General features: G+C 38.7%; 23 protein-coding genes and 2 pseudogenes. 13 read left to right on the forward strand and 12 right to left on the reverse strand.

Annotation, left to right across the window (positions count from 1 at the left end):
* Positions 1 to 3 precede the first annotated feature (3 nt).
* The gene (locus H6F47_RS04425; RefSeq protein ID WP_190647829.1) at positions 4 to 1,203 is read right to left on the reverse strand and encodes a Coenzyme F420 hydrogenase/dehydrogenase, beta subunit C-terminal domain; all 1,200 of its coding nucleotides are present in this window, start codon (positions 1,201 to 1,203) and stop codon (positions 4 to 6) included.
* Between the two features lie 54 nt (positions 1,204 to 1,257).
* On the opposite strand from H6F47_RS04425, the gene H6F47_RS04430 reads away from it, so the two are divergent.
* The 5 genes and pseudogenes from H6F47_RS04430 to H6F47_RS04450 all read left to right on the forward strand — a co-directional run bounded on the left by H6F47_RS04430 (position 1,258) and on the right by H6F47_RS04450 (position 2,895).
* Complete coding sequence (locus H6F47_RS04430; RefSeq protein WP_096568883.1) at positions 1,258 to 1,464, forward strand: type II toxin-antitoxin system HicB family antitoxin; 207 nt, start codon at positions 1,258 to 1,260, stop codon at positions 1,462 to 1,464.
* Positions 1,461 to 1,673 (forward strand): type II toxin-antitoxin system HicA family toxin, encoded by a 213-nt coding sequence (locus H6F47_RS04435; RefSeq protein ID WP_096568882.1) that lies wholly within the window; start codon positions 1,461 to 1,463, stop codon positions 1,671 to 1,673. The genes H6F47_RS04430 and H6F47_RS04435 overlap by 4 nt, the downstream gene beginning before the upstream one ends.
* A gap of 110 nt (positions 1,674 to 1,783) precedes the next feature.
* A complete protein-coding gene (locus H6F47_RS04440; protein WP_190647830.1) occupies positions 1,784 to 2,047 on the forward strand; it encodes a hypothetical protein in 264 nt (87 codons plus the stop codon).
* A gap of 249 nt (positions 2,048 to 2,296) precedes the next feature.
* Positions 2,297 to 2,497, forward strand: a pseudogene (locus H6F47_RS04445) (type II toxin-antitoxin system RelE/ParE family toxin); the annotation flags it as partial.
* 14 nt (positions 2,498 to 2,511) lie between these two features.
* Positions 2,512 to 2,895, forward strand: coding sequence for a helix-turn-helix transcriptional regulator (locus H6F47_RS04450; RefSeq protein WP_190348269.1), 384 nt, complete (start codon positions 2,512 to 2,514; stop codon positions 2,893 to 2,895).
* 34 nt (positions 2,896 to 2,929) lie between these two features.
* Here the strand turns inward: H6F47_RS04450 and H6F47_RS04455 are convergent, their stop codons facing one another.
* The 3 genes from H6F47_RS04455 to H6F47_RS04465 form a co-directional block, all read right to left on the reverse strand.
* Positions 2,930 to 3,721, reverse strand: coding sequence for a cobalt-precorrin-6A reductase (locus H6F47_RS04455; RefSeq protein ID WP_190348270.1), 792 nt, complete (start codon positions 3,719 to 3,721; stop codon positions 2,930 to 2,932).
* Between the two features lie 146 nt (positions 3,722 to 3,867).
* A complete protein-coding gene (locus H6F47_RS04460) occupies positions 3,868 to 4,251 on the reverse strand; it encodes a DUF1636 domain-containing protein (RefSeq protein ID WP_137666725.1) in 384 nt (127 codons plus the stop codon).
* 285 nt (positions 4,252 to 4,536) lie between these two features.
* Positions 4,537 to 6,018, reverse strand: a complete 1,482-nt coding sequence (locus tag H6F47_RS04465; protein ID WP_190647831.1) for a site-2 protease family protein — start codon at positions 6,016 to 6,018, stop codon at positions 4,537 to 4,539.
* 269 nt (positions 6,019 to 6,287) lie between these two features.
* On the opposite strand from H6F47_RS04465, the gene H6F47_RS04470 reads away from it, so the two are divergent.
* Both H6F47_RS04470 and H6F47_RS28395 read left to right on the forward strand, forming a co-directional pair.
* The gene (locus H6F47_RS04470; RefSeq protein ID WP_190647832.1) at positions 6,288 to 7,061 is read left to right on the forward strand and encodes an MBL fold metallo-hydrolase; all 774 of its coding nucleotides are present in this window, start codon (positions 6,288 to 6,290) and stop codon (positions 7,059 to 7,061) included.
* Between the two features lie 80 nt (positions 7,062 to 7,141).
* Positions 7,142 to 7,270, forward strand: a complete 129-nt coding sequence (locus H6F47_RS28395) for a hypothetical protein (protein ID WP_277877130.1) — start codon at positions 7,142 to 7,144, stop codon at positions 7,268 to 7,270.
* Here H6F47_RS28395 and ctpA read toward each other — a convergent pair.
* Positions 7,224 to 8,477, reverse strand: coding sequence for a carboxyl-terminal processing protease CtpA (gene ctpA, locus H6F47_RS04475; RefSeq protein ID WP_137666743.1), 1,254 nt, complete (start codon positions 8,475 to 8,477; stop codon positions 7,224 to 7,226). The two genes, H6F47_RS28395 and ctpA, sit on opposite strands and share 47 nt — an antisense overlap.
* A 351-nt stretch (positions 8,478 to 8,828) precedes the next feature.
* Between ctpA and petB the strand changes: the two genes are divergently transcribed.
* From petB to H6F47_RS04490, 3 genes are all read left to right on the forward strand, one after another.
* Positions 8,829 to 9,476 carry a cytochrome b6 gene (gene petB / locus H6F47_RS04480; RefSeq protein ID WP_096568852.1) on the forward strand — a complete coding sequence of 216 codons (648 nt, stop codon included), beginning with the start codon at positions 8,829 to 8,831 and terminating at the stop codon, positions 9,474 to 9,476.
* A 258-nt stretch (positions 9,477 to 9,734) separates the two neighbouring features.
* Positions 9,735 to 10,217 carry a cytochrome b6-f complex subunit IV gene (petD, locus tag H6F47_RS04485; RefSeq protein ID WP_096568849.1) on the forward strand — a complete coding sequence of 161 codons (483 nt, stop codon included), beginning with the start codon at positions 9,735 to 9,737 and terminating at the stop codon, positions 10,215 to 10,217.
* Between the two features lie 393 nt (positions 10,218 to 10,610).
* The gene (locus tag H6F47_RS04490) at positions 10,611 to 11,054 is read left to right on the forward strand and encodes an anti-sigma regulatory factor (RefSeq protein ID WP_096568846.1); all 444 of its coding nucleotides are present in this window, start codon (positions 10,611 to 10,613) and stop codon (positions 11,052 to 11,054) included.
* Between the two features lie 334 nt (positions 11,055 to 11,388).
* Here the strand turns inward: H6F47_RS04490 and H6F47_RS04495 are convergent, their stop codons facing one another.
* Together H6F47_RS04495 and pyrE are read right to left on the reverse strand one after the other, a co-directional pair.
* Positions 11,389 to 12,105 carry a pirin family protein gene (locus H6F47_RS04495; RefSeq protein WP_277877007.1) on the reverse strand — a complete coding sequence of 239 codons (717 nt, stop codon included), beginning with the start codon at positions 12,103 to 12,105 and terminating at the stop codon, positions 11,389 to 11,391.
* A 107-nt stretch (positions 12,106 to 12,212) separates the two neighbouring features.
* Positions 12,213 to 12,827, reverse strand: coding sequence for an orotate phosphoribosyltransferase (pyrE, locus tag H6F47_RS04500; RefSeq protein ID WP_190647834.1), 615 nt, complete (start codon positions 12,825 to 12,827; stop codon positions 12,213 to 12,215).
* A gap of 111 nt (positions 12,828 to 12,938) precedes the next feature.
* Between pyrE and H6F47_RS04505 the strand changes: the two genes are divergently transcribed.
* Both H6F47_RS04505 and H6F47_RS04510 read left to right on the forward strand, forming a co-directional pair.
* Complete coding sequence (locus H6F47_RS04505; RefSeq protein WP_242027329.1) at positions 12,939 to 13,193, forward strand: hypothetical protein; 255 nt, start codon at positions 12,939 to 12,941, stop codon at positions 13,191 to 13,193.
* Positions 13,194 to 13,401: 208 nt separating this feature from the next.
* Positions 13,402 to 13,596: pseudogene (locus H6F47_RS04510) on the forward strand (hypothetical protein); the annotation flags it as partial.
* A gap of 131 nt (positions 13,597 to 13,727) precedes the next feature.
* On the opposite strand, the gene H6F47_RS04515 reads toward H6F47_RS04510, so the two are convergent.
* The 5 genes from H6F47_RS04515 to patD all read right to left on the reverse strand — a co-directional run bounded on the left by H6F47_RS04515 (position 13,728) and on the right by patD (position 18,644).
* Positions 13,728 to 14,225, reverse strand: coding sequence for a GNAT family N-acetyltransferase (locus tag H6F47_RS04515; protein WP_096572713.1), 498 nt, complete (start codon positions 14,223 to 14,225; stop codon positions 13,728 to 13,730).
* Positions 14,226 to 14,473: 248 nt separating this feature from the next.
* The gene (locus H6F47_RS04520) at positions 14,474 to 15,193 is read right to left on the reverse strand and encodes a class I SAM-dependent methyltransferase (protein WP_137667699.1); all 720 of its coding nucleotides are present in this window, start codon (positions 15,191 to 15,193) and stop codon (positions 14,474 to 14,476) included.
* A gap of 44 nt (positions 15,194 to 15,237) precedes the next feature.
* On the reverse strand, positions 15,238 to 16,908 hold the full coding sequence (locus H6F47_RS04525; RefSeq protein ID WP_190348272.1) for an ABC transporter ATP-binding protein: 1,671 nt from the start codon (positions 16,906 to 16,908) through the stop codon (positions 15,238 to 15,240).
* Between the two features lie 23 nt (positions 16,909 to 16,931).
* Complete coding sequence (locus H6F47_RS04530; protein ID WP_190647836.1) at positions 16,932 to 18,197, reverse strand: zinc ribbon domain-containing protein; 1,266 nt, start codon at positions 18,195 to 18,197, stop codon at positions 16,932 to 16,934.
* 93 nt (positions 18,198 to 18,290) lie between these two features.
* Entirely contained in the window at positions 18,291 to 18,644 is a 354-nt protein-coding gene (gene patD, locus H6F47_RS04535; RefSeq protein WP_137667702.1) for a heterocyst frequency control protein PatD, read from the reverse strand.
* Between the two features lie 276 nt (positions 18,645 to 18,920).
* On the opposite strand from patD, the gene H6F47_RS04540 reads away from it, so the two are divergent.
* On the forward strand, positions 18,921 to 21,191 hold the full coding sequence (locus H6F47_RS04540) for a bifunctional (p)ppGpp synthetase/guanosine-3',5'-bis(diphosphate) 3'-pyrophosphohydrolase (protein ID WP_190647838.1): 2,271 nt from the start codon (positions 18,921 to 18,923) through the stop codon (positions 21,189 to 21,191).
* The last annotated feature ends 108 nt before the right edge of the window (positions 21,192 to 21,299 follow it).

Below are 21,299 nucleotides of genomic sequence, written 5' to 3' on the forward strand. Positions count from 1 at the left end.
CTTTTATTCCGGTAATTTATACTGCGCTACGATTCGCTTCGCAAACTCTGGTACATGATCTTCTAATTTCTCTGGATGATTACGTTTAACATACAAGTAGTTTCTTGTAAAGTGGGAATCCATTGAAAATTTCCCATATTCCAATCCTTGTGGTCCGATTTTGTCTATGACGACTCCCATTAATTTGGCTACCCACATGGGTAAGGTGACGGCTTTATCGTAGGCTTCTATTCCTTGTTGTACGGCGGCTTTTCTGTCTCCTTTGGACATCACCGGTTGGGTGTGGAGTTGGTCTTTGACGAGTTCTAGCATTTCTTTGCCGGTATCGTTTCTCACTACTATCCATTGCCAGTTGAAGGGTGCGCCCATGTATCCTACTACTATGTCTGCTAGGGAGTTGACGTAATCAAAGCAACTCATACATGATGGGGCGAAGATGTCTTTAAGTACGTTGGTTTTGAGGCCGAAGAAGGGGACTTTTTCTACTGATCCGTCTTCGTGTTTAAAATGTACCCGGAAGTCTTGCATAAATTCGTAACTAACTACTGTTTCCGGGGATCTGCTGGTGGTTTCTAGGAATTTTTGCAGTCCGGCGCGGGTAACGTTATCTACGCATGGTGTACCGAGGACGTAGAGTTTTTCTAGTCCGAGTTTTTTCTCGACGGCGCGTAATGCTTGAATTTGACATCCTACTCCGATGACTAATAGGCGTTTCATTCCTGATTTTTCGATTTGTTCTAATACGGAGAGGTTGGGGGATAGGGTAGGTTTATTTACTTTTGCTGCTAGTATTTCTTCGTGGGTGCGGGCGATGATGGGCATGGGTTGAAAGCGGTCTTCTTTGGAGTTTTGCACACAGACGACTCCTTCAACTAAGCCCCGGTTGAGCATTTCTATGGCGATGGTGCTGACTATTCCTGTCCATTGTGCGCCTTCGATGGGTTGTTGTTTGCGGGCGGCTATCATTTCTTGATGTACGCCAAAATAGAGTTCGTTTTCGTCTTCTAGGTTGCGGGGGCGGTTATGGGTGGTGGTTTCTAGTTCGTCTATTCTTTGGGTGATGAAGGCGCACGCTTCTTTGACGTAGTGGATATAGTAGGTGTCGCATAGTCCGCATTCGCTACAGAGTTCTTTGGCGGGGCGCACGCTTCCGGGTTTGAGGGCTTTGGCTTTTTTGTGTTTGCTAGAATCTATGGTAGTCATTTATTTTGTTTGTTTTTCTTGAATATCGCTTTTATTACGATACCGTTACAAGCTATGAACTTGAAGATTGAGATTGAACAAGAGGAAGACGGGCGTTTTATTGCTGAGGTGATAGATATTCCCGGTGTTTTGGCTTATGGAAATACAAGACAGGAAGCGGTAGCTAAGGTTCAGGCTTTGGCTTTGCGGGTATTAGCGGATAAATTGGAACATGGTGAAGTACACTCAGATTTATTTAGTGTTTCTTTTGCAGCAGCATGAGTCAATGGTCTAGTCAAAAAGCAAAGCGTGTTTTAGCCGCATTGTTGCGTATTGGATGGGAAATCAAACGTCAATCAGGTTCACACAAAATTCTGTCACGTCCTGATTGGGATGATTTCGTTTTTGCATTTCATGATAATGAAGAGATAGGTCCGAGAATGTTAGCAAGAATCAGTAAACTTACTGGTTTAACTCCTGATGATTTGTGATGTGGATTCCTTTATAATTGTGTGTATTTTATAGTTTATTGATAAAGGAATTGACATTATCAAGCCTTTTAACTTAGAATTTAGCTTGTTATTTTATTAACCTCTTACAAATGAAAGATAACATTTTTGACTTTCTGAAGGGATACAGTGCAGAAGATATTAGTGAAAGAGTTTCCTTGTACAAGTTATTTGGCGGATTCTTATTTGCATTTGCACTTTTCTATGCAGCATTTTGGTTTGTTCCGCACTCAGATACTGTCAATGACATTTTTGGAATGAAAATTAGTAACGCATTCGGAAGTCTTGTATTAGCTACTGTTACTTGTATCATATTAATACTATTTGTCGGTAAGAAGAACCAGTCTAACCCATAAAATTTATCCACTTATGAATTTTTTATTAATCAGCCCTTCGGTTAATTTATCCAGGGTTTTTTGCTGTTAAAATACATCTTCCATTATCCCACAAAACCGCCTGAGAATTAATTCTCAGTCTCATAGCAAAAGTCTGTTAAAACAGACTCAACGAATTATCATTTCAATAACCGAATATAACCAGCTTGTTCAAAATGATGATCTGTAGTTAATGCTTCTTGAATATCAAATTGTTTCATCACTATAAAAGGTGTATTAGAAGTTGTAAAAGATTTTGATGGAGATACCTATAGAGCTATATATACTGTGAAATTAGCAAAAGCAGTTTATGTTCTTCATGTTTTTCAGAAAAAATCAAAACATGGTATTGCTACACCAAAACAAGATATTGATTTGATTGAAGCAAGACTGAAAAAAGCTAAAGAACACCATGATCAAATAAACCAATAAAACCCAGGAGAATTATGTCAGAAAATATCGAAATTCAAACTAGCAGTGGTAATGTATTTGCTGATTTAGGTTTACCAAATGCTGATGAAATGTTAGCAAAAGCAGAACTAGCTCGAAAAATTAGTCAAGCTATTACCGCACGTGGACTAACTCAAATGGAAGCTGCGGAACTATTAGGAATTGATCAACCAAAAGTTTCTGCTTTAATCAGAGGAAAACTGACAGGATTTTCTTTAGAAAGAATGTTTAGATTTCTCAACGCTTTTGGTAGTGATGTGGAAATTACAGTTAAACCTAAAGCAATTAATTGTAAGGGCGAAGCATTCGGACAGAATATTAATGGTTTCAGCAATAGGTTATCACCCGAATGCTTCGCCCCTACTGAATCGACTCTCTAGAATCAATTTTGATTATCATAGCAACAGAAATTTCTCAAGTTCCCACTTTCTCCAATAACCATTTTACAGCACTTTCCACATCTGAAACTTGTTCCCCTGGTGGTACAGGTGGACGTTTCACCATCACTACTTTTATTCCCATTTCTCGCGCTGCAATAATTTTAGGATATGTGGCATTTCCACCGCTATTTTTACTCACAATAGTATCTATATTATATTTAGTTAAAATTTCCCTTTCATCTTCTAAAGTAAAAGGTCCCCTATCCAATAACATTAAACCAGGAGGTATTACAACATCAGCAACAGGTGGATCTATCATTCGCATTAAAAACCACATTTTTTGTAAATGAGAAAAAGCAGATATTTCTTGTCTACCAATGGTTAAAAAAACCCGTTTTATTTGATGTTTGAAAAGTTGATGTTCTAAAGCTTGATTTTCTAAAGCTTGGTTTTCTAAAGCTGCTGCTGCTTCTGTATTATTTTCTACCTCAATCCAAATATCACCCGGTTGTTTTTCCCAAGGGGGACGATTTACTAATAATCTAGGAATACCCATTTGTGTAGCTGCTGCGGCCGCATTCCAAGAGATATGATTAGCAAAGGGATGAGTTGCATCAATTAACACATCTATTTTTTGATGTTTTAAATATTCAACCAAACCTGTTACACCACCAAAACCGCCAACGCGAACATTACCAACAGGTGCAACAGGTTCACGGGTACGACCGGCTAAAGATGCGATCGCCTCAATTTCAGTAATATTATTTATTCTCGCGGTTAATTCCGCTGCATCACCAGTACCACCCAGAATTAAAACGCGCAACATAGCAATTTTGGATTTTAGATTTTAGATTTTGGATTGATAACCGTAGACAAGGCCACCAGAACATTAACCAAAACCACAACTTAGAAAATGGAAAGCTTTTACCACTGTCATCGGTCACCAGTCACCAGTCACCAGTCACCAGTCACCTATAAACTGGGAATCCTTGCCAAAATTCCCTTTTTCAAAGGTTCAGGACGTTCTGACCAAGGTAAAACACCATTAGGATGATTGTAATATTTACTTGCACATTCCAACACTGCTTCCGCGCAACCATCAACTGGCAAATCACCGAATAAATAAGTTAACTTACCTTGACCGGCAAAAGCGACTACACAAGAACGACTACAAGCACTCATACAATCAACTTCTTTGATAGGGAACTCATCCCGTAAATGCCAATTTTGCGCGACTTGTTGAATTTCTTGTAATAGTTTTTGACCACCACTTTCACCGACACGCTTACCATCTTGCCAAACACTAGCGCAGGTTTTACACACAAATAAAGTATGAGCAGTTACATCAGCAGTCATTCTTATCCTCGCAGATTCACACAATTTCTAATTATATTGCAATTAGTGGTAAGCTGTTGTGCATTTAATTTGCATAAGTTTAACAGGCAAGATGCCTGTTCCACAAGAGCTAAGAATATTAGGATTATAGAATTTAGCTGCGTAACAGCTTAGCTTCAACAATTGACAATGAACAATGGATAATAGAAAGTTACCTCTTCCTCAAAAGAGAGGTTTTAACCCAAATTAATTGTCAATTATCAATTATAAATTGTCAATTATCAATTGTCCATTGTTCACCTATTTTTAAATCTGCAAAACACGAGCCAAAGCTTCAGGAAGTGGCAGTACAATTAACAATAATAAAGCTATTGCTAGTAAACCTAAAACATCACGTTTGTTGTCTAATTCTGTCACATCATTTAATGCGGGTTCGTCAACCAAAGGAATAAATAGTAACAGAATTGCCCACAACAAAAATTCTTGACGGATAAAAGAAAGAATTAGTAAAAACAACCGAGAAATTTGACCAATTACAACTGCGGTACGTTGTCCAAACATAGCATGAACAATATGACCACCATCTAATTGTCCTACGGGCATTAAATTTAATGCTGTGACAATTAAACCTAAAAATCCAGCAACTGCTACAGGATGCAAATCTAAAGCAGATTTGGTTGTTAATTCACTACCCAAGGCTATTTTTGAAAGTAAAGCTAATAAAATTGAATATTTGGGATTTAAAGCATTGGGATTTAAAAGTCCTGTTTTTTCGCTGATGGGTACTACTTCTGAATTAGCTAAACCCCAAAGCAGTAAAGGTAAAGTAGCAACAAAACCGGCAATTGGTCCTGCGATACTCACATCAAATAAAGCTTTGCGGTTAGGAATTGGACTTCGCATTTGAATAAATGCACCAAAAGTTCCCAAGAAAAAAGGTACAGGAATAAAATAAGGCAAGGTTGAGCGAATTTTATGAAATCGCGCTGTAAAATAGTGACCAAGTTCGTGGATACCCAAAATAGTGATTAATCCTAAAGCATAGGGTAAACCATTGACAATGAGAGAAAAGTCAGTTTTGATTTGTGTTGGTTCAACTCCAGCAATTTGCGAACCTATGAAGGTGGTTGTAACTAAAGTCATTAACAACAATCCTAGTGCTGTTACTGCTTGAGTAAAATTTTCTAAATTGCGGTTTTTTGTATTTTGTCTAGCAGCTTGAGTATTGGGAACTAGAACAAAGAAGGGTTTACCATCCATCCCTTCTTGGAAGATTAACAGAAAGCGATCGCCAAATTGGCCTTCGATATTTGTTTTAATTTGCTGATAAGCTTGCTGCGGTGCAGTTCGCAACTGTCCACGACAAATCACCGCTTGGGGTCTATACTCAATATTTTGAATGTAGTATACAGACCAAGGGAAACAATTTCGCAGATTAGTTTCTTCTGTTGGTTCAATAGGACGCACTGGTAACGGTTCTGCGGTAGGATTATTTGCTGGTTGTGTTCCTGTTGCTTGGGGGTCAGTCCGGGTATTTTCTGGGACTCGATGCCCCGACAGAAATAATATCCAGTATAACAGCAAACTGATAAGCAACGGCCAAATAATCAATTCTGGTGGGGGTGATTGTTGTGTACCATAGATCAGCGTCCAACCAGTGAGGATAATTGCTGGTGTCATTAATACTAGCCACAACAACCACACTGGGGTGCGGGTGATATGAGCAACGCTGCGTTGCACTATCAGATAAGTAGCTAGTCCCAGTAAAAGTAAAAACCAAAATGCCATTTTATTTCAGGAGTTCAAGGAGTTCTAGGAGTTCTAGGAGTTCTAGGAGTTCTAGGAGTTCAAGGAGGCAGGAGTTCTAGGAGTCGTAGGGGCGAAGCATTCGGCCAATCAATTATCAATTTTTATGGAAAGCTATTTTCCGAATGCTTCGCCCGTACAGGAGGCAGGAGGTAGAATGTTTGATAAACCTGTAGATTGTTAAATATAGAACTTAGGTAAAAACTCTATTTATTCGGTTATTGATCGCTGTTTTATCGGTTATTTTATTTATGTTTTCCTCAACTCAACAACCAAGTCATAAAATTAAGCCCCCACAAATTATACTTTCTGGACAAATGCCCCAAGGAGAAATTCTCTCTTCTTCGATGGAAACAGGATCAGTATCTCCCGAATCTACCGACTTGGGGATCAATAAAATTATTGCCTTTCCACCAAATCGGGACACATTGGGGGGAACTTCTTATCTTATTGTAAGAAATGAAGGTAATATTCTCATTGACTGCCCAGCCCTGGAGCAAATTAACCATGATTTTGGGGATGATTTTGGGCAAGACTTGGGTGGGAATCCGCTTAAACACGGTGGTGTGCGTTCGTTGTTTATTACTCATCGTGGTGCTATTGCCAAAGTAGCAGAAATTCAACAAGCTCTTAATTGTGAGATTATCATTCAAGAACAAGAAGCGTATTTGTTACCTGGTTTAACTGTTACTACCTTTTCTCAAGAATTGACTCTTGATGACACCACACAAATTATCTGGACACCTGGCCATTCTCCAGGGTCTTCATGTCTATATTATCGTGAATTTGGAGGAGTTTTATTTTCAGGACGGCATTTAATCTCTAACTTGCAAGGTGAACCTGTGCCATTACGTACACCTAAAACTTTTCATTGGCCTAGACAACTTAAAAGTGTTCAAGCATTGCGCGATCGCTTTTCACCAGAAACTCTACAATACATTTGCCCCGGCGCTAATATTGGCTTCCTCCGTGGCAAACGCATCATTGACCAAGCTTATCAGAGATTAGGGAATGGTGATTGGTGATTGGGAAAGAAGGGAACAGGGAACAGGGAACAGGGAACAGGGAACAGGGAACAGGGAACAGGGAACAGAGTTTTTGAATTTTGACTTTTGACTTGATTCTCCCCAGTCACCAGTCACCAGTCCCCAGTCACCAGTCACCAGTCCCCAATCCCCAATCCCCAATCACCAATCACCCACTACTAGCAAATCTTTGCTCAACAGTTCCATAGCAGCTTGATATTGTCTATCTTCTGCTGTGCCAATTTGCTCCCCTGAGATTGGTTCTTGGGGAATTACTATGTCCGGCTTAATACCTAATTTGTTAATATCTCGGTGGTTTGGTGTTTCATATTTAGCAATTGTTACTGCTAAACCAGAACCATCGGATAATTCAAATAACGACTGAATCAGTCCTTTGCCAAAGGTAGTTTCACCTACTAACTGGGCGCGTCCATTGTCTTGTAAAGCACCAGCTAAAATTTCACTCGCGCTTGCAGTTCCTTGATTGACCAAAATAACTAAAGGAGCTTCTGTCAAAGCCTGACCATAAGCTTCAAAATCCCCTTGAATGCCTTGGCGATTGACAGTATAAACTATTGTGCCTTCATCTAACCACTGACGAGCAACTTCAATTCCCGCTTGTAATAGTCCCCCCGGATTATTTCGCAAATCTAGAATATAGGCTGCTGCGCTTTTTTGTTTTAGAATATGAATAGCGTGTGCTAATTCCATTGGTGCATTAGCATTAAATTGAGTGAGGCGGATATAGCCAATGGGTGTTCCTTGGGGGGATAAACGCACATCAGCTACTACAGGATTCAGTTCAATGCGATCGCGCACCAGTATAATTTCTTTATCCGCTTCTCCCTCTCTACCAATTAAGAGAGTAACAACAGTACCAGCCTGTCCGCGCATCCGCGCCGCAGCTTCATCCAGAGTCAGATTTGCTGTGGATGTTCCTTCAATCTGCAAAATGCGATCGCGTGGTCTTAAACCTGCTTTTTCAGCCGGCGACCCCTCTATAGGTGTAATTACCTCTAAAATACCTGTCTGGGGATTGAGGGCAATTTGTAAACCCACACCTGTCAATTCTCCAGAAGTATTCACCTGTAAACTGCGGTACTGCTCTGGGTCTAGAAACCTGGTAAAAGGGTCATCCAGGCTTTTAAGCATATTCTGAATTACTTTGTATGCTTCTTGGTCATTTCCCAGCGGACTCTTAAAAGCTTTTTGTCGTACCTCTGTCCAATTTTGATGATTAAATGTTTCATCCAAATAAGATCGGTTGACAATTCGCCAAACTTCAGAAACTAATTTTTGCTGTTGAGTTAAAGCATTTGCTGGTGGAATTGAGCCAAAAGTCAAGCCAAAAGCCAATCCAAAAGCTAAAAGCAAGGAAAATCCGCACCGAAAAACCTGTTTATTCATGAAGCCCATCTTACCTTGTATCTTTACCCAAATCACGTATCAATCTCCATTTGGGACGTTGCTGATGAAATATATCTCTAAATTATGTTACTTTTTTTATAGAAGAGGTGCATTTTCTCATCAAGTTGTTAAGCAACTCTGGAGAGGCAAATCCACCTCAAAAACGATAAAATCTCTTTGTAACCAACATTTTTCACGTTGGCTTGCCAAGGGATCGCAATATATTCCATATTTACAGAATGTTAAGTTTCTGAAAAACTTAATAATTCTGTAACAAAGATTCTCTTTGCGAACATCCCAAACAAAATTAATCTTGGGATATTTATCAACCACAAGCAATTTGTAGGAACTTGAGATTGTATGGCCAGCGTTTATGATTGGTTTGAAGAACGTTTAGAACTTCAAGCTATTGCTGAAGATGTAACCAGCAAGTACGTACCTCCCCACGTTAATATCTTTTACTGCTTGGGTGGAATTACCCTAGTTTGCTTCCTGATTCAGTTTGCCACTGGGTTTGCGATGACATTCTACTACAAGCCCACAGTCGCAGAAGCATTTTCTTCAGTGCAGTACATCATGAATGAAGTCAACTTTGGTTGGCTAATTCGCTCCATTCACCGCTGGTCAGCCAGCATGATGGTATTAATGATGATTCTCCACGTTTTCCGCGTTTATTTGACTGGTGGTTTCAAAAAACCCCGCGAATTAACTTGGGTAAGTGGTGTCATCCTGGCAGTAATCACAGTTTCCTTTGGTGTAACTGGTTACTCCTTACCTTGGGACCAAGTTGGTTACTGGGCGGTGAAAATCGTTAGTGGTGTACCAGAAGCAATCCCCGTAGTTGGTGTTTTGATTTCTGACTTACTACGTGGTGGTTCTAGCGTCGGTCAAGCAACATTAACCCGCTACTATAGCGCCCACACATTCGTATTACCTTGGTTAATTGCGGTATTCATGCTTTTCCACTTCTTAATGATCCGCAAACAAGGTATTTCTGGACCATTGTAATCAAAAGTTAGTCAGTAGTGATTCAGTGAATAGGTAAAACAGTTTCCAGATGCAAGTTGTTTGTTTTAAACTGAAGGCACATAGCCTCAGAATAAAAACAAGCACTATTTGCTGAAACCGTAAGCTGTAAACACAATGAACACTTGCTTCAACTGGCAAAGCTGAATCCAGTGTCATAATAAATTTGTGGCTTGCCTAAATAGCTAATAGCTTACACGAATGCTTTAACTTCACTTAAGCAGGAGACCAGATCTAAAAATGTCCACACATAAACCACCAAATCTAAACGATCCAGCTTTAAGAGCTAAACTCGCCAAAGGTATGGGTCATAACTACTATGGTGAACCAGCTTGGCCTAACGACCTGCTCTATGTATTCCCCATCGTAATCATGGGTTCATTCGCTTGTATTGTGGCTCTAGCTATACTAGATCCAGCAATGGTGGGTGAACCAGCAAATCCTTTTGCTACACCTTTGGAAATTTTGCCAGAGTGGTATCTGTTCCCAGTGTTCCAGATTCTTCGCTCACTACCTAACAAACTGTTGGGAGTATTGGCAATGGCTTCCGTACCCTTGGGATTGATCCTCGTTCCCTTTATTGAGAGCGTTAACAAGTTCCAAAACCCCTTCCGTCGTCCAGTAGCGACAACAGTATTCTTGTTTGGTACTTTTGTCACCATCTGGTTAGGTATTGGTGCTGCATTACCCTTAGACAAATCTCTGACTTTGGGACTGTTCTAAATTAGTTGCCACTAATTTTTAGTTTCCATAAAGTGCTGTGACACCTGTGAGTTTCAAGAGCATATACCGAAGTTATGAGTCTAAAGACTGTCCGCAAGGAATATACAGCCCATTAGCTACTCATACTTCTAGTGAATATGCTTTTGAAAACTCACAGGTGTAAATTTTCATAGGTCTATTTTGAAGATCGGATTTTTAGTTTTGGGTGTAAAATATAAAAATATAGCAGTTGCCAGAGTAACTAGGAATATTTTAAATTCTGGGATCTTGGTTCAAACAAGATTTTGAAACAGCTAACTGCTAATTGCCATAAAAGCTATTCCAAAATCTAAAGCCACCAAAAAACAAACACAAGTTACGTTTTTTACTTACTTAATATTCTAGTCACGGTCAATGCTTACTACAGTGCAGCAAGACCATCTGACGGTGAAGAGCGATCTGAAGCTCCAAAACCAAGTGCAACAATGGTTTGAAAACTTTTCTCTACAATATTTAGCTCAAAGAGGTTGGTCAGAAAGCCAACTCTATCGTCTCAATTTAGCATTAGCAGAAGGCTTTACTAATGCAGTTCGTCATGCTCATCGGACTTTACCGCCAGAAACAAATATAGAAATTGAATTGAGTCTGTGGGTAGACAGACTGGAAATAAGAATTTGGGATTATGGCAAGCCTTTTAATCCTGATCAGATACCTGAACCAAAACCAGGTACTTTACAAGATCATGGATATGGATGGTTTCTAATTCGGCGTGTGGCAGATCATGTTGTTTATAAACGTGATTCTGATAACAGAAATTGTTTGTTGATTGTTAAATACCTTATAGAAGCACAACATTAATTTAAGAAAAAAGCCCCATTCCGTTAATAAATTTTTTTATGAATAACGGCACGCCACGCGTTAGCCAAGCTTTATCTGTTTTCGATACAGCAAACCCTATTTAGGGGTTGCTGAGAAAGTCTTTCCGTGAGGGCATAGGAGTCAGGAGTCAGGAGTCAGGAGTCAGGAGTCAGGAGTCAGGAGGAGATTTGAAAATTTCTTTGCCATCTCTTGAAATCCCAAAAAATGCACACTTTTTCCGGTATACCCTTCAAAACCCTTGCACTAATTTCTGTGTTTATCAGCCTCTAACCTTTGATATATCAAGGTTTTAGGTTTATTCAGCAACCCCTATTTAAGCCAAGTCAAAAAGTAAAATTTCCGCGTTCTGATTTGTACTCAGTTCTATTTTCTGCTCTCCAGTAATTTGCACTCCATCACCTGCTTGGAGTTGTTTTCCATTAAAGATTGCTTCACCTGTAGCTATTTGCAACCAAGCATAACGATAGAGTTGAACATAATAATTAATCACATCACCTTTTTCTAAGATAGAGGCATATAAATCAATATCTTGATGAATAGTGATAGATCCATCACGACCATCTTGAGAACCAATTAACCTTAGTTTTCCCTTTTTATCTTCTACAGAAAAAGCTTTTTGTTCATATCTTGGTTTTAAACGTTGTTGATCCGGCAAAATCCATATTTGCAGCAGGTGTAATTCTTCAGTTTGGGAATGATTAAATTCACTGTGCATGATTCCTGTACCAGCACTCATAATTTGAGCATCACCTGGACGAATCACCGAACCTGTACCCAAACTATCTTTATGTTCTACTGCACCTGATAAAACATAGGTGAGAATTTCCATATCTCGATGTCCATGAGTTGGAAAACCAGCACCAGCAGCAATACTGTCATCATTAATGACTCTGAGGGAACGGAATCCCATGCGGTCGGGATCATAAAAATGACTAAAGGAAAATGTATGATAACTATCCAACCAATCAATTTTACTATGACCCCGTAAATTGGATTTATGAATCATGTAGTTAATAGTATTTTGAGACATAATTTCACCTCTTAAAATAGGAGTCAGGAGTCAGGAGATCAAGGATAATTTAACCCAGTCCCCAGTCCCCAGCGATGCACTGAGCTTGTCGAAGTGTCCCCAGTCCCCTATATTTGCTGATACCTTGCTTGTAAATCCTGAATAGAAAAGAGCGCATCAAACTGTAAACCAGCAGATTTATATAATTCTGCGCCTCCTTGAAGTCTGTCGATCAAAGAAATTACCCTACCAACGGTATAACCTGCTGCTTGTAAACGTTCAACTGCTTTCAGTGCAGATTGGCCAGTTGTCACTACATCTTCCAGGACTACAACTTTTGCACCCGTGGGTAAAGTAGGACCTTCAATGTAAGCCATTGTGCCATGCCCCTTAGCTTCTTTGCGAATAATTAACGCTGGTATGGGGCGATTTTCATAGACAGAAACCACACTGACAGCGGAAACAATAGGGTCAGCACCCAGAGTTAAACCTGCGACAGCCTGTGTATCTACTGGTAGAATATGTAATATCAACCTACCTATAGCTAAAGCTCCTTGGGGGTGGAGTGTAACCTGTTTACCATTAATATAGTAAGAACTACGTTGTCCAGAGGAAAGAACAAAATCACCTTCTTGATAAGCAAGTTGGCAAAATAAATTTAGTAACTTCTGACGCAGGGTGGTTAAATCAGTAGTGGTTGCCCAAATATCCGATGGGTTGGATGTTTCAGTAGAATACGACATTACAAACCGTTAAAAGTTGTGCTACACCAAAGGTTGAACTAATGAAAGTTCTGAAATTAAGCATAAATTAAGAGTTGCCCAAGTTTGCCTAAAAATTGAGGAGTTGTAAACTTGAGTATAAATTTGCCTGGATTGGGTGGGTTGATGGTACTACTTGCTACTACTACATTTCCTGTAGTTGCAGTTGCTGAGATGCAAACAGAAAATTATGAATCAACCAGCAATGCTTTCGATAGAGCTTATTTTCGCAATCATCCTAATTTTTATGACAATGGCAGTTTACAGCGTCAGGTAGATTCTTTATTAGGTCCTGGGGGTAAGTTCGGAACTACTTTTCCTGATAATGAAATAGCTAGGGGTTGCTGAGAAAGTCTTTCCGTGAGGGCATAGGAGTCAGGAGTCAGGAGTCAGGAGTCAGGAGTCAGGAGGAGATTTGAAAATTTCTTTGCCATCTCTTGAAATCCCAAAAAATGCACACTTTTTCCGGTATACGCTTCAAAACCCTTGCACTTTTTTCCTGTTTATCAGCCTCTAACCTTTGATATATCAAGGTTTTAGGTTTATTCAGCAAACCCTAGCTAAAGATGGTCAGTTAGTTAACATTGTGTATCATGATGTTATCATGCAGCAAGCACAGAATGATCCTTATCTTCGTACCCCTGATTTACCCAATCCTTACAATTCTTCGCTGTTGATGTCTCCTGAGTACAATGCTAATAGACTCAGGGTTGGTACTGAATATCGCTTTGATAGTTTAACTTCTCGTTAATTATTAGGGAACAGGGAATAGGGAACAGGGAATAGGGAATAGACAAAAATTAATATTATCCTCCTGTCCCCAGTCACCTATCACCAGTCACCTATCACCAGTCACCTATCACCAGTCACCTATCACCTATTTCACTTTTCCCCAACTCGTAAACCCAGAATAATTAAATCTCTTTCTACGCCGGCTAAATCAGCTATTTTGGGTAAATATCCCCAGTTTTGAAAACCCAATTTAGCAAATAGTTTTAAACTAGGTTGATTGTGAGCAAAAATAAAACTAACTAAAGTTTTTAACCCCAAACTTGGACTTTCATTAATTGCTTTTTCTAAAAGTAACTTTCCTAAACCACGTTTTTGAAAGTTTGGGGAAATGTAAATACTAATTTCGGCGGTGGAATGGTAAGCTGGTCTACCATAAAAGGATTGAAAACTCAGCCATCCGGCAATCATCCCATCTATTTCTACTACCCACAGGGGACGTTGTGAAGGTACTCTTCCCTGAAACCAGGCAATGCGACTTTCTACGGTTACGGGTTCTAAATCGGCTGTTGCCATGCGTGTGGGAACAGCAGCGTTATAAATGGCTACAATTTCTGGTAAGTCTGTTTCTGTGGCATGGCGAATAATCATTGCGGCTTTTTGGGCAAAATTCAAATTATCGGTACAATCTTCACAAATCATACACTGTCACCGCAAAATTTATGAGCATTTTTAATCAAGATTTATTGTTTCATCATTAGATAGTTTAGTTCACTAGAAACTTACGTTGTGAATTAGTATTAATTTACAGTCATGAGAGACTTTTAAAACATCCTCTTAGGTTTATTGTAGTAATGTTAAAAAGCAAGAGGTTGAATAAGTGAAATTTTAATGAACTTTTAAAATCTGATTTTGTACAATTCAAATAATTCTCCTAATTGCTTTTTAACTATTTTCGCACCTGCATTTTTAATTGTTTTTTCCCAATCGGATGCAGTTTCTAAAAACACTTCTGCACCTAAATAGGTTTCTAAAACTGCCCAATCTTCCGCTAATGGTTGTTCTGAGTTAAGAATATCAAATACAAAATATCCACCTGGTTTTAATACTCTTTTGACTTCTGATAAAACAGATTGCCAATATTCTAGGGGAAAATAACAACTAAATCCTGTAGCTATAACTAAATCAAATTGTGCTGCATCATAGTTTAATTGGTGTGCTGGACCTAATTCAACACCTTTGAATAGTTTTGAATTTAGTTGTGAACCACGAGAATTTAGTGTATCTCTGGCTATATTACTAATTTCTTGACCATAAAAATATGTTTGCCAATTTCTCCAAGGATAGATTAAAAAGCTGACTCCGCAACCAATGTCTAAACAACGTTGGTTTTTTTGCGGTTGGGCAATTTCCCAAAATGGGGAAGCAATTTTATAAGCTAAAATGCCATTTTTCCATTCTTTATAGATTGGCATTTCTTCTACTTCTGCGGGTACTTCAAAGGGTTCTTTTTGATATTCTTTATTGAAACGATAGGCGATTTGTGCTATTCTCTCTTGCCATTTATCCAAGGAATAGTTTTTATTTTTAAATGAATTTATCGGTTGATTTTTAGACATTATTTAATTTGGTAATGGGTAATGGGTAATGGATAATAATGATATTAAACTCTAGCTAATGATGGTGCAGCAGCTAGTAAAGTTTTTGTGTAGGGATGTTGGGGATGAGCAAAAATTTCTTTTGTATTTCCTAGTTCTACAATTTTACCACCATTCATAACGGCTATGCGATCGCACAAAAAACGAGCTAACCATAAATCATGGGTAATAAATAAATAGGTTAACTCAAATTCGTCTTTTAATTGTAGCATTAAATCTAAAACTTGTGATTGTACACTGGCATCTAACATACTCACTGGTTCATCACATATTACTAATTTAGGACGAGTAATTAAAGCCCGTGCTATGGCTACCCTTTGTTGTTGTCCTCCCGATAAATCTGAGGGATAACGTTGATAATACATTTCTGCTGGTGTTAATCCCACTTTTTCCAACATCCATAAAACCTTTTCTTTGGCTTTTTCAGCATTAGCTAAGTTGTGAATTAATAGGGGATCTGCTATACTTTGTCCCACTGTCATGGCAGGATTTAAACAAGCATGAGGATCTTGAAATACCATTTGGATTTGTCTGCGGGAAGCGCGAATTTCTTTACGGGATAATTTAGTTAAATCCTGTCCTAAAAATTCCACTTTTCCCCCAGTGGGAGGAATTAATTGTAAAATAGTCCGAGAAAGTGTACTTTTCCCACAACCAGATTCTCCCACTAATCCTAATATTTCCCCTGGATATAATTCTAAATTAATACCATCTACAGCTTTAATTTGTTGTCCTTCACCTTTAAATATTCTTTCAATAAAATTCGGTTCTATGGTATAATGTTTTTGCAGTTCTGTAAGTTTTAAAATTGGTTTTTCTTTAATTACTGTTCCCTGTTCCCTGCGATGCACTGAGCTTGTCGAAGTGTTCCCTGTTACCTCTTCTTGTTGAATATGTAATGCTGCTTTTAATAAAGATTGGGTGTATTCATGTTGAGGATTTTTAAAGACATTTTCTGTTTTCCCTGTTTCTACCATTTTACCTTGATACATGACCCCAATGCGATCGCAATATTCCCCTACCATTGCTAAATCATGGGAAATTAATAATAATCCCATATTGTCTTCTGCACATAACCGCGTTAGTTCTTGTAAAATCTGAGCAGAAACGGTAACATCTAAGCTAGTCGTGGGTTCATCAGCAACAATTAATTTAGGATTCAACAGTAAGGCTAACGCAATAGCAACTCTTTGACGCATCCCTCCGCTAAACTCATGGGGGTACTGACTCCAACGACTTGCAGGAATTTTCACCTTTTCTAAAGTTGCTAAAGCTTTTTCTTTCGCTTGTTGTTTAGTTAATTCTGGTGAATGCGCTGCCAAGGTCTCTAAACAATGATTACCAATAGTCATTAAAGGATCTAATCTTGTCATGGGATCTTGAAACACCAAAGCTACTGCTTCACCGCGAAACTTTTGCATTTGCACAGGTGTTAAATCTAATACGGAATCATCACGAAAAATTATCTTACCTTCAACTCGACTAGAGGCAGGTAACAAACGCATAATTGCCCTGCCAATAGTAGATTTACCACAACCCGACTCACCCACCAAGCCCATTTTTTCCCCTGGTTGAAGTGCAAAAGATACATCATTAACCGCCCAGATTGGTGCTTCTTCGTCAAATTGGGGATAAGCTACGCGGAGATTTTCAATACTAAATAAGGTTTCACTCATGGTTAATTATAGTTAATTATCGTCTATTTATTGTCTACTGATCCAACGTCTTGTATCTGACTAGAATTTTGCTCAGTTCCACAATGATAACAATAAGGTAACTTTTTGTAAGTTAAATTATGGCAATTGTGACACTCTATATATTGATAATAACCGCAATGAGGACAATGGGCATTATTGGATTTAAGAGTTTTTCCACAATTGATACATTGTGATTTTTGAACTCTCTTAGCAGCTTGAACTTTGCTATTAAATACTACTCCTTGAAAGAACTTGATAATTCCAAAACCTATGAGAGGAATTAGCAAGATATAAACATAACTAATTAAGAATAGTAACCCACCCAATAGTTTGTTAACAACACTTAATAAGAATTGAAAGACTACACCAACTTGCAGAAATTCTAAGACTTTGAGAACAAGAGGAATCAAAAATATTACCAGCAAATGCCAGCTAATTAATCCAATAAGTCCATATCCTCGACTTTGACTTATTCTATAGACTAATAAAGCAATAATAATTAAAGGTAGTAGAAAGATAGATTGAAATGTAAGCTGGATACTAGGATACCAAAACGAGGCTCTTTCATAACCTTGTTTAACTGCCGTGAATTTATTCTCATCTTTGATCAAAGATAGAAAATTAAGACTTTCTGGTTTAGTAAGAAGTTGGTTTTTAAGATTATTAATTTCTTGTTTAATTTGTCCAATTTGTTGTTGATTTTTATCTAAGTCTTGTTTAGCTTTTTCAGCACTGACTTGATTGATAGATTTTTCAGATGACTGTCCCGCAATTTTTTCCAACAGCGTTGATTCATATTGATTGCGAATATTTATATTCGCTTGTTCTAATTGATTAATTTTCTCCTGGCGTAGATTTATATTTGTAATATTTTTTTGATTTAGGTTATTATTCAGTCTGTCTTTTAACTCGGCATAATTTATACATATTTCTGAAACTTTCCCTAAATGTCCAATTTCTTGCTGTTGATATTCTGCTTGAAACTGCGGTTGATTATTGTTCAATGGTACTGAGCTTATGATCATGTCATAATCTTTATTTTTATCACTTTGCTTTTGATAATTCTCCCATTCTGAATAACACGGATAGGCTTGGTAGGGGCTAAGATGCCATCTACTAATATCCTCTAAACCTGTAAAAACATTGATTAAAATGAAAATATCTACTATAATGATTACAATCAAACTCACTTTATTTAGTGGTTCGTTGTTGATTGTTCTGGAGTTGTTAAAGAATTGACCTAAAATGTTACGTATTTTAGTAAACATACAGAATATTTTATACCAAAATGAGTGTGTTTGTCATGTAGTTGCAACCAACCTACCATGAAAACTATTGCCTTGATAGCAGATTCATATTAGTTAATATTCTCCCTTCTCATCTGGGTGTAAAATAGTCTCACAGAATCGAATTAAAATATTAATGCGCTCTGTAATTGTTTTTAATCGTGCCTGTATTGTAGTAGACTGTCTTGCGCCTTGTAAAAAAATTACATCTACTTCTAATAAACGAAGTTGCTTGCTAATTTCCGTTTGATAAGACTGCTGGCGGTAGTTTAAATCAGTGAAGGGAGCGATTTCTTGTAAAAAAAAATGCTGTAAATCGGCTAGATGCGATCGCAAGGTAGGAATATCTAATAGAGTTTTGTTAACATTGGAGCGTAATTCCTCCAGTAATGTTGTCAATTCCTGATATTTTTGCAGATTTAAAGACATTTGGTGCTAGTTGAGATAGTATAAACTACAAGAAAATTTATTTCTAGAATAAACCTTTTTCCCAACTCATTCCTAAGAATAGCCTTAAAACCATCTGTGAGACTTGGTTGATTCTTATGGATAGTCAGGCTGATCAGTCATGAGATCATCAGGTAATCAGAAAATCATTCTGACAAAATTTTTCCCACCCGTCTGTAGGGCAGCATCATCAATAGAAGATGCTGTCATTTTCATCTATATCTCACCGATCCACGAAAAACTTATCATTTCTCTTGTATGAGCAGCTTACTTGTTGATTCCTCCGTTGATGTTAGTCTCCCGGAATGGCTTAAAAAATGTTTACGAGAAACATTAGCGAAAAGCAACACGGGAGAAGATGACCGAACGCACAATGATGCCACTTTGATTTGTAATGCCTTTAAATTTGCCTATCAACTGCATCAAGGACAGTATCGTAAATCTGGAGAAGCGTATATTGCCCATCCTGTAGCCGTAGCTGATTTACTACGAGACTTAGGTGGTAGTGCTGCTATGATAGCAGCTGGATTTCTTCATGATGTAGTTGAAGATACAGAAGTTACAATTGAACAAATAGAAGAAAATTTTGGGGCAGAAGTGCGCCAACTGGTAGAAGGTGTCACCAAGCTTTCTAAAATTAATTTCACCAGTAAAACCGACAGTCAAGCGGAAAACTTCCGGCGAATGTTTTTGGCAATGGCGCAGGATATTCGGGTAATTGTGGTGAAATTGGCGGATCGTTTGCATAATATGCGAACATTGCAATATATGTCAGAAGCCAGCCGTCGCCGCAGCGCCCAGGAAACACGAGATATCTTTGCACCTTTAGCCAATCGTTTGGGGATTTGGCATATTAAATGGGAATTAGAGGATTTAGCCTTTAAATATTTAGAACCTGATGCTTACCGAGAAATTCAACAGCACGTTGCGGAAAAAAGGACGGCACGGGAAGAAAAATTGACTAAAGCTAAGGAAGTGTTGCGGGAGAGAATGCAACAAGCGGGTATTAAATGTTTGGAGGTTAGCGGTCGCCCCAAACATCTGTATAGCATTTATCAAAAAATGCAGCGACAGCAAAAAGAATTTCATGAAATTTATGATTTGGCTGCACTGAGAATCATTGTCCAAACAAATGAAGAATGTTATCGGGCTTTGGCGGTGGTTCATGATGCTTTTCGTCCTATTCCCGGCAGATTTAAAGATTACATTGGTTTACCTAAACCTAACCGTTACCAATCCTTGCATACAGGGGTGATAGGTTTGACTGGTCGCCCGTTGGAAGTGCAAATTCGCACAATGGAAATGCACCATGTTGCGGAGTATGGGATTGCTGCCCATTGGAAGTATAAAGAAACAGGTGGTTCTACCAGTCAGGTAACAGGAGCAGATGAAAAATTTACTTGGTTGCGGCAACTATTGGAATGGCAGAGTGATTTAAAAGACGCGCAAGAATATTTAGATAGTATCAAAGATAATTTATTTGAAGATGATGTTTATGTTTTCACTCCAAAGGGGGATGTGGTACCTCTAAGTCCGGGATCTACAAGTATAGATTTTGCTTATCGAATTCATACAGAGGTCGGAAACCATTGTGCAGGGGCGCGGGTAAATGGGCGCATTGTGCCGTTATCCACCCGATTACAAAATGGGGATATTGTTGATATTATTACGCAAAAAAATAGCCATCCGAGTTTGGATTGGTTGAATTTTGTCAGGACTTCGGCGGCGAAATATCGGATTAAACAATGGTATAAGCGATCGCGCAGGGAAGAAAATCTAGCGCGGGGAAGGGATTTATTAGAGAAGGAACTAGGGAAAACAGGTTTTGATCACTTGTTGAAATCAGACGCAATGCAAACTGTGGCAGAAAAGTGCAATTATCACAGTGTGGAAGATTTACTGGCAGGTTTAGGTTACGGGGAAATTACCTTAAACTTAGTGTTAAACCGCTGGCGAGAAGTGGTAAAAGCACAACAACCTGTAGCTGATGTGATTCCATTTATCCCCAAAGAATCAACATCAAAAACTACACGGGAAACCTCACCCAGTACATCCCGTGCTAGTGATTCACCGATTATTGGCGTAGAAGGATTGGTTTATCATATAGCTGGATGTTGTACGCCGATTCCTGGTGAAGCTATTATTGGGGTGGTAACGCGGGGACGGGGTATATCCATTCATCGCCAAGGATGTCATAATGTGGACAATGTGGAATGTGAGCGCCTAGTACCCGTAAGATGGAATACAGCAATAGAACATCATGGACGTCCTCACACTTACCCCATAGAGATTCAAATTGAAACTTTGGATCGAGTGGGAATCTTAAAAGATATTTTATCGCGGTTGAGTGATCAAGGCATCAATGTGCGTCATGCTAATGTGAAAACAGCTTTGGGACAACCAGCGTTGATGGATTTGGGTATTGAGATCCGCGATCGCAATCAATTAGAACATCTGTTTGTGCAGATTAGAAAAATGAGTGATATTCTTAACATTCGCAGAGTTGGTCAAATGGAAGAGTCAAAGTAAAAGGCAGGGGGCAGGGGAGGCAGGGGAGGCAGGGGAGGCAGGGGAGGCAGGGGAGGCAGGGAGAAATTATTTGTATTTTCCCAATTACCTCTTCCCCAGTCACCAGTC

Origin of the sequence: Sphaerospermopsis sp. FACHB-1094, assembly GCF_014696195.1 — a bacterium.
Lineage (GTDB): Bacteria > Cyanobacteriota > Cyanobacteriia > Cyanobacteriales > Nostocaceae > Sphaerospermopsis > Sphaerospermopsis kisseleviana.